This is a genomic window from Microbacterium sp. (assembly GCF_031988965.1).
In the GTDB taxonomy this organism is placed as follows: domain Bacteria; phylum Actinomycetota; class Actinomycetes; order Actinomycetales; family Microbacteriaceae; genus Microbacterium.
Window position 1 is genome coordinate 1157 of record NZ_DALZXX010000122.1, and the last position, 7561, is coordinate 8717.

At 68.6% G+C, this 7561-nt stretch carries 9 protein-coding genes; 6 read left to right on the forward strand and 3 right to left on the reverse strand.

Annotated features, from left to right (window positions below; all coding sequences use genetic code 11):
• Positions 1-476: 2-phosphosulfolactate phosphatase (locus tag RTM68_RS14950; protein ID WP_312172371.1), on the forward strand; the 476-nt coding region annotated here is incomplete at its 5' end.
• A 108-nt stretch (positions 477-584) separates the two neighbouring features.
• A complete protein-coding gene (locus RTM68_RS14955) occupies positions 585-1094 on the forward strand; it encodes a DUF3054 domain-containing protein (RefSeq protein WP_312172373.1) in 510 nt (169 codons plus the stop codon).
• A 5-nt stretch (positions 1095-1099) separates the two neighbouring features.
• Here the strand turns inward: RTM68_RS14955 and RTM68_RS14960 are convergent, their stop codons facing one another.
• From RTM68_RS14960 to RTM68_RS14970, 3 genes are all read right to left on the reverse strand, one after another.
• Positions 1100-1588, reverse strand: coding sequence for a SprT-like domain-containing protein (locus RTM68_RS14960; protein ID WP_312172376.1), 489 nt, complete (start codon positions 1586-1588; stop codon positions 1100-1102).
• A gap of 46 nt (positions 1589-1634) precedes the next feature.
• Positions 1635-2162 carry a hypothetical protein gene (locus RTM68_RS14965; protein WP_312172379.1) on the reverse strand — a complete coding sequence of 176 codons (528 nt, stop codon included), beginning with the start codon at positions 2160-2162 and terminating at the stop codon, positions 1635-1637.
• Positions 2163-2266: 104 nt separating this feature from the next.
• A complete protein-coding gene (locus RTM68_RS14970) occupies positions 2267-3127 on the reverse strand; it encodes a fused MFS/spermidine synthase (protein ID WP_312172381.1) in 861 nt (286 codons plus the stop codon).
• A gap of 193 nt (positions 3128-3320) precedes the next feature.
• Here RTM68_RS14970 and RTM68_RS14975 point away from each other — a divergent pair, with 193 nt between their 5' ends.
• The 4 genes from RTM68_RS14975 to RTM68_RS14990 all read left to right on the forward strand — a co-directional run.
• Positions 3321-4613 carry a sugar ABC transporter substrate-binding protein gene (locus RTM68_RS14975; protein ID WP_312172384.1) on the forward strand — a complete coding sequence of 431 codons (1293 nt, stop codon included), beginning with the start codon at positions 3321-3323 and terminating at the stop codon, positions 4611-4613.
• Positions 4614-4627: 14 nt separating this feature from the next.
• Positions 4628-5608 carry a sugar ABC transporter permease gene (locus RTM68_RS14980; RefSeq protein ID WP_312172386.1) on the forward strand — a complete coding sequence of 327 codons (981 nt, stop codon included), beginning with the start codon at positions 4628-4630 and terminating at the stop codon, positions 5606-5608.
• Complete coding sequence (locus RTM68_RS14985) at positions 5605-6438, forward strand: carbohydrate ABC transporter permease (protein WP_312172389.1); 834 nt, start codon at positions 5605-5607, stop codon at positions 6436-6438. The genes RTM68_RS14980 and RTM68_RS14985 overlap by 4 nt, the downstream gene beginning before the upstream one ends.
• Positions 6435-7561 (forward strand): glycoside hydrolase family 3 N-terminal domain-containing protein (locus RTM68_RS14990; RefSeq protein WP_312172392.1); only part of this gene is annotated, 1127 nt, incomplete at its 3' end. The genes RTM68_RS14985 and RTM68_RS14990, both read left to right, overlap by 4 nt.

The following is a 7561-nucleotide window of genomic DNA, read 5'->3' on the forward strand; positions in this document are numbered from 1 at the left end:
GCGCTGCCGTGGCGGCGGCCGCGGCCGCCGTGGATGAGACGACGGTGCTGCTGGGCAGTCTTCGCAACGCCGGTGCCGTCGCCCGTGCCGTCGTGACCCTGCAGAACCGCCGTCAGGCGCGAACGTCGGTCGCCGTGATCGCAGCGGGCGAGGCCGACGCCGCGGGCGCGGGGCGCTTCGCCGTCGAAGACCAGCTCGGTGCCGGCGCCGTGATCGACGCCTTGACCGATCTCGGCATCGATCACACGGCTCCGGATGCCGCGGTCGCGGCCGAGGGGTTCCGGGCGCTCCGCAGGGCTCTGCGTCACATGGTGAGCGCGAGCGGGTCGGCGCGCGAGATCGCTGACGGTGTTCCGGCCACGGCACGGATGACCGATGCCGGCGTCCCCCCGACGTCGGCAGCCGCCGCGGCCGAGCTCGACGCCATCGACACGGTGCCGATCCTGCGCGACGGGGTGTTCGTCGCGTTCGACTAGTCGGATCGGCGCCCGTCCCTGACAGGCACCGACTGCCCACGACGGGGCAGTCGGCAACAGGCCGGGTGGCCGCCGCCGGATACGGGAGGCACGACGTAGGGTCGGTTCATGCGGTACGTCCCTGCTCTCCTCCTCGATGCGGTCTTCGTCCTCGTCTTCGCGGCCATCGGTCGCGCGTCTCATGACGAGAACCCGGCCGGATTCCTGATCACGGCGTGGCCGTTCCTCGTCGCCCTGGTGGTCGGACACCTGATCGCCGCGCTGCTGCCCGGTCGACCCCGCCGTCCGTGGGCGCTCGCCTGGGGCGCGGTCGTCTGGGTCGTGACGGTCGCGGGTGGCATGCTGCTGCGTATCGCCTCGGGTGACACCGCTCAGGTCGCGTTCATCATCGTCGCGACCATCACGCTCGGAGTGCTCCTGATCGGGTGGCGTGCTGCGGCGGCGTTGATGCGTCGTCGTCGTGCCGGGCGCGCGGCCGTGTCGGCCGACCCTGCAGCGGAACCGGATCCCGTCGCAGAGGGCGACCGCGGAATCGATGCTGACCGGGCACTCGACGATGAACACGCGACCGAGGCCGAGCACGAGCGCGGATCAGCGTCGGAGCCCGAACAGCGCTGAACTCCTCAGCGCGACATCTGCGCGGCCAGGCGGACGTCGGCCGTGATCTCTCGCCGGGACCAGGTGAACTGATACCGGGCGTCGAACGTGCGGGAGCATCGCGCGCAGGACGTCGGGCGCGACGGCCGTCGGTGCCGATACGTGACATGACCGGCGGAGCAGGTGCCGACCCACGGCGCGAGCTCGACGGCGGTCTCGCCGTGGTGGGTGGTGCCGCCGACGTAACCCAGATCGCGAGCCACGCGCTTCCAGGCAGGGCCGTGCGCAGCGGCATGCCCCGCCAAGGCATGTGCGACCTCGTGCAGCAGTACCTGGTGGATGTCGTCGTCATCGAAGCGAGCGGCCAGATAGCGCGACACGGTGATGCGCTTCTTCGTGTAGTCGCACTGGCCCGCACGACGCTTCGCATGATCGAAGCCGAAGGACCAGCTGTCGTCGAGGTGCAGTGCGATCAGTGCCTCGCCCCAGACCCGCACCCGGTCAAGTTCCGCCATGCGCTCAGGCTAAGCCATGCCGCCGACATCGCGGAGCATCCCGGCGTCAGCCGAGGGACAGGGCCGCGGGGCGGCGTCGTTCCACGGCCTCGATGGCCAGCAGGACGGTCTCGAGCTCGCTGTCGGCGGCACCGGCTTCACGGCGCAGGAACAGCGACTGCTTGAAGCTCTCCCGAGCGGTCTCGAGATCGCCGGCCTCGTAGGCGTTCTTGCCGTGGTGCTGGTACGCGAAGGCCGCGATCGACAGCCAGCGCTGGCCCTCGGCCTCCGACGCGCAGGTCGCGAGCTCCTGCTCGGCGGCGGCATGCGCTCCCCGGTACTGCAGGACGGTGGCGTGCAGCACGCGCGCACGCAGCACGTCTCGGCGGGTGCCGGCCATGCGCGCCTGACGCACTGTCGTGTCGGCGAGAGCGAGGGACTCGTCGAGACGACCGAGCACCTTGAGCAGCCACACGCGCTCGAGCAGAGCGGGAAGACTGCGCTGCTCCTCGATCTCCGCGAGTCGCGCCGCGCATTCATCGAGATCGACCAGTTCGCGAAGACTCTCCCGGTCGTATCCTCGGATGAAACTCATTGCTCTCCTTCCGCAGCGTCCCCTCGACCAGTCTGCCCCGAGAGTGCCCGGTCCCGGTGTCGGCACGCCCCTGTCGCCCGCATCCGCATCCGCATCCGTGCGGATCAGCGCAGGAAGAGCGAGGCGTCGGGGCGGGGGGATGCCACGGCATCCTGATCCGTGACCACGCGCGCTCCCTGCACGAACGCCGTGACCTCCGCTCCCCGGGCGATCTTCGCGGGATGCGGGCCTGCTGCGAGCATCCGGGGGAGCCACTCCGTGGGCAGGGGACCGGCGGAGGCGGCGATCACGAGGTTCCCGAACCGCCGTCCCTTGAGCACCTGGGTGTCGGCGAGGATCGCGACCTCGGGCAGCACCTCTGCGATCGTCGCCACCTGTCGTCGGGCGAACGCGAGCCCCGGTCCGTCCGCGACGTTGATGAGGAGCACTCCCGCGGGGCCGAGCAGCTCGGCGATCTCGCGATAGAACTCGATGCTGGTCAGATGCGCGGGGGTCTGGGCTCCGGAGAAGACGTCCGACACCACGAGGTCGCAGCTTCCGATGATCGCCGGGGGCAGCCGATGCACTCCCTCGCGCGCGTCGCCGATGCGCAGGCGGATGGCGGCACCGCGGGGGAGTGGCAGGGGCTCCCGCACCAGCGCGACGAGCGGCGCTTCGAGTTCGATGACCTGCTGGCGCGAACCCGGCCTCGTCGCCTCGATGTAGCGGGGGATGGTCAGCGCGCCCGCTCCGAGATGGACGGCCGTGAGCGCACCGGCGGGGAGCTGATCGATCACGGCGCCCATGCGCACGATGTATTCGAAGTGAAGGTGCGTAGGATCGTCGAGGTCGACATGCGACTGAGGGGTGCCGTCGACGACCAGTTCGAAGCCGCTCGTGAACTCCGACGGGATGACGCGGGCCTCTCCGCCGTGGTCGAGCCGTGCGTGCGGATGCTCGGCGTCGCGTGCTCGTGTCCGTCCCATTCCTCGAGACTACGCGGCTCGCGGGCGCCGGAGGGACGGCCCGGACACCGCCCGCAGAGGGCCCGAGACGGCCGATGTTACGGCCACGTGACGTTTCCGGGAATAACTTGCAGGGAATTAGTTAGTGATGAATACTTTTTCCTAACCGGGTGGGTTCCCGAAGCCACCAGGACGTTCAAAGAGGAGATCCCTGATGCATAAGCGCATTCTTCCGGTCGTGGCGCTCGGCGCCGTGGCCACCCTGGGCCTGGCGGCCTGCGCCGGTGGCGCGACCGACGGCGGCGGGTCTGCAGACGGAGAGGGCCAGGAGCTCACCGTCTGGATCATGAAGGGCACCAACCCCGACGCGAGCGCGTTCTACGACGAGGTGTCCGCGGCGTTCGAGGAGGAGACCGGTGCGACGGTCACGATCGAGGAGATCCAGTGGGCCGACGCTCACGATCGCTTCGTGACGTCGATCGCCGGTGGCACCACCCCCGACATCGCCGAGACAGGTACCACCTGGACCGCCGAGTTCGCAGACGCCGGCGCTCTCGAGCCGATCGACGAGTACGTCGACGCGGAGAAGGGCCTGCGCGACGACCTCGTCGAGGGCCTCGCGGTCGCGGGCACGTACGACGACGAGCTCTACGGCATGCCGTGGTATGCGGGTGTCCGCTCGATCGTCTACCGCACCGACGTGTTCGAGGAGCTCGGTCTCGAGGCCCCGAAGACGTGGGACGACATCGTCACCGCGGGCGAGGCCATCAAGGCCGCCAAGCCCGACATGCTGCCGTTCCCCGTCGCGGGCGACGCCGAGTTCCAGGTCTACCCCTGGGTGTGGGGTGCAGGTGGAGAGGTCGCGACGCTCGACGGCAAGACCTGGACCAGCGAGCTCGACAGCGAGGAGTCGCAGGCCGGAATCGAGTTCTACACCGGACTCGCGACCGAGCACGGCTTCTCGTCGGCCGGAGCGACGACCTGGAAGGAGACGGACCTCCGTGACTCGTTCACGCAGGGCAACGTCGCCATGATGCTCTCCGGCTCGTGGACCCCCAAGGCTCTGATCGAGGCGAACCCTGACCTCGAGGGCAAGATCGGCGCCGCAGTGATCCCCGGCGAAGACGGTGGCATCGCTCCGTCCGTGCTCGGCGGCTCGCACCTGTCCGTGTTCAACACCACGGAGAACCCCGAGCTCGCGTGGGAGTTCGTCAAGCTCATGACCACGGGCGAGTTCGCCGAGAAGTGGGCTGATGAGACCGGGTACTTCCCGGGCGTCCAGTCGGCGATGGAAGAGGCACTCGCCTCGACCGACCCGCTCGTCGCGCCCTTCGCACAGCAGATGGTCGAGGGCGGAGCATCCGTGCCGGTGACCCCCAACTTCGGCGCCGTGCAGGCGAAGAAGACGACCAACTCGATGATCCAGGCGATCCTCAGCGGACAGAAGGACGTCGCCACCGCGACGAAGGATGCCGCTGCTGAGATGACCGACCTGCTCAACCAGTAAGGCTGTATCCCTCCATGTCGATGGTGCAAGCGCCACTGCCGGCCACGAAGGCGGAGTCCACCTCCGCCTCCGTGGCCGGCGGCCGGCCGCAGAACAAGCGGGGACTCTCGCTGATCACGGCCCGGCCGTGGCTCCTCCTCGCTCCGGGCCTGGTCATCCTCGCGGTGCTCATGCTCTGGCCTCTCGTCCAGGTCGTCATCTATTCACTGCAGGACTACGGTCTGCGTGAGATCAACACCGGAGAGAGCAACTGGATCGGCGTCGACAACTACGTCGAGGCGCTCACCAATCCGACTCTCTGGACCGTCGTGCTGCCGAACACCGTCGGCTTCGCTGCCGTGGCCGTGTTCGTCACGGTCGCGGTCGGCACGCTCGTCGCCCTGCTGCTCGCGAAGCTGGGCACGGTCTGGCGCACCATCGTGTCGAGCTGCATCATGGTCGCCTGGGCGATGCCCGCGGTGACCGGCACCTACGTCTGGACCTTCATCTTCGATGCCGACCGCGGCATCTTCAACAGCGTCCTGGCCGACCTCGGTCTGATGGACGACCCGGTCAACTGGTTCACGAACCAGTGGTCCTTCTACGCGATCGTGCTGCTCAACGTCGTGCACCACGGCTTCCCGTTCGTGGCGATCACGGTGCTCGCAGGCCTGCTCGGCGTCTCGAAGGAGATGCTCGAGGCGGCCGCCCTCGACGGCGCGAACGCGTGGATGCGCTTCTGGAAGATCATCTTCCCGACCCTGAAGCCCGTCTTCTCGGTCGTGATCATCCTGTCGACGATCTGGGACTTCAAGGTCTTCGCACAGGTCTATCTGATGCCCGGCGGCGGTGGCGGCAACCGCTCGGTGCTCAACCTCGGCGTCTGGTCGTACGTCGAGTCCTTCGGCCAGAACCGCTACGGATTCGGCGCTGCGCTCGCCGTGCTGCTCACCCTCGTGCTGATCGGCATCACGATCGTGTACATCCGCTCCCTCATGAAGGAGGACGAGCTGTGAATCCCCGCCCGTCTGTCATGTCGCGTGTCGGCACCGGCGTCGCGATCGCCGCGGTCCTGATCTTCACGCTGTTCCCCGTGTACTGGATGGTCTCCAGCGCGTTCGATGCCAAGGCGTCCAGCGGCGGTCAGTCGCTGCTGCCGCAGGAGTTCACGTTCGACAACTTCGCGTACGTCCTCACCGACGGCGGCTTCGGCACCTACCTGCGCAACTCGGCCATCGTCGCTCTGGTGACGGTTCTGGTCAGCGCACTGGTCTGCCTGCTCGCCGCGGTCGCCGTCGCGCGCTTCAAGTTCAAGTTCCGCACGACGATCCTGATGATGATCCTGATCGTCCAGATGGTTCCGCTGGAAGCCCTCGTCATCCCGCTCTTCCTGCAGGTCAAGAGCCTCGGGCTGCTCAACAGCATCCTGGGTCTGATGGTCGTCTATGTGGCGCTCTCCCTCGCCTTCGGCATCTGGATGCTGCGCGGCTTCGTCGCTGCCGTCCCCGTGGAGCTCGAGGAGGCCGCGTACATCGACGGCGCCAGCTGGTGGCGCATGTTCCGGTCGATCCTGCTGCCGCTCGTGATGCCCGGTCTCGTCGCGACGAGCATCTTCAGCTTCATCACGGCGTGGAACGAGTTCATCTTCGCCATGACGATCCTCGGCAGCGCGACCGACCAGTACACGGTGTCGATCGGTCTGAAGTCCTTCTTCGGCCTGCACTCGAACGACTGGGGCAGCATCATGGCCGCCTCCACGATCATCACGATCCCGGTGATGATCTTCTTCGTGATCGTGCAGCGACGCCTGTCCGCAGGCATGGTCGCCGGAGCGGTGAAGGGATGACCGACGATCTCGAGCGTCTCGCGAACGGCGTTCTCTGGCCGGGCTTCTACGGCACGGAGGCGCCGGAGTGGTTGCTCGACGCGTTGCGCGACGGACTCGCCGGGGTCGTCTACTTCGGGCAGAACGTCGGTGACGGTCTGCAGGCGCTGAGCGAGCAGATCCGCACGGCCAACCCCGCAGCCCTCATCGGCATCGACGAGGAGGGCGGCAGCGTCACCCGTCTCGAGTCGGGCACGGGCTCGACGCTGCCCGGGGCTGCACAGCTGGGTCTGGTCGACGACGTCGCGGCGACCGAGGCGACCGGTGCCGAGCTCGCACGACGCGTCCGCGCGATCGGCGGCGACGTCGTGCTCGGTCCTGTCGCCGACGTGAACACCGACCCTCGAAACCCCGTGATCGGGGTCCGCTCCTTCGGGAGCGACGAGCATCTCGTGTCCCGGCACGTGGTCGCCGAGGTCACGGGGCTGCAGCGTGCGGGCGTCGCCGCCTGCGTGAAGCACTTCCCCGGGCACGGCGACACCCATGTGGACTCGCACCACGCGCTGCCGGAGATCTCCCTCGACGTCCACGAGCTCGAGCGCGTGCACCTCGAGCCCTTCCGCGCTGCGGTCGCGGCCGGCGTCGACACCATCATGACGGCGCACATCGTCGTCCCCGCGTGGGGCGCCGAACCCGCCACGCTGAACCCGCGCGTCCTCGGGATGCTGAGGGACTGGGGCTTCGAAGGCGTCATCATCACGGACGCGCTCGACATGGCGGCCATCCGCGAGACCGTCGGTATCGGCGCGGGTGCGGCCCGCGCGCTCGCCGCGGGTGCCGACCTGCTCTGCATCGGCAATCCCACGAATCCCGGGCGCGAGACCCACCCTGATCAGGATCTTCGCGACTTCCTCGCCGCACGCGACGGGATCGTGGCAGCGCTGCGCGACGGCTCTCTCCCGCGCGCGCGGGTCGAGGACGCGGTGCGACGCATCGCAGCACTGGCGCAGACGCTGCGCACGCGCTCCGAGGCGGCTGACGACGCCGCGTCTTCCGATGCCGCCTATGCGGGCGATGACATCGTGCGCCGAGCCGTTCGCGGTGCGCACGGCGACGCCGCGGAGCTCGCGGTGCTCGACGCCCG

Coding starts and splice junctions, on each gene's coding strand:
- RTM68_RS14955 (WP_312172373.1), top strand. CDS start 585: ATGCGGTACGTCCCTGCTCTCCTCCTCGATGCGGTCTTCGTCCTCGTC.
- RTM68_RS14960 (WP_312172376.1), bottom strand. CDS start 1,588: ATGGCGGAACTTGACCGGGTGCGGGTCTGGGGCGAGGCACTGATCGCA.
- RTM68_RS14965 (WP_312172379.1), bottom strand. CDS start 2,162: ATGAGTTTCATCCGAGGATACGACCGGGAGAGTCTTCGCGAACTGGTC.
- RTM68_RS14970 (WP_312172381.1), bottom strand. CDS start 3,127: ATGGGACGGACACGAGCACGCGACGCCGAGCATCCGCACGCACGGCTC.
- RTM68_RS14975 (WP_312172384.1), top strand. CDS start 3,321: ATGCATAAGCGCATTCTTCCGGTCGTGGCGCTCGGCGCCGTGGCCACC.
- RTM68_RS14980 (WP_312172386.1), top strand. CDS start 4,628: ATGTCGATGGTGCAAGCGCCACTGCCGGCCACGAAGGCGGAGTCCACC.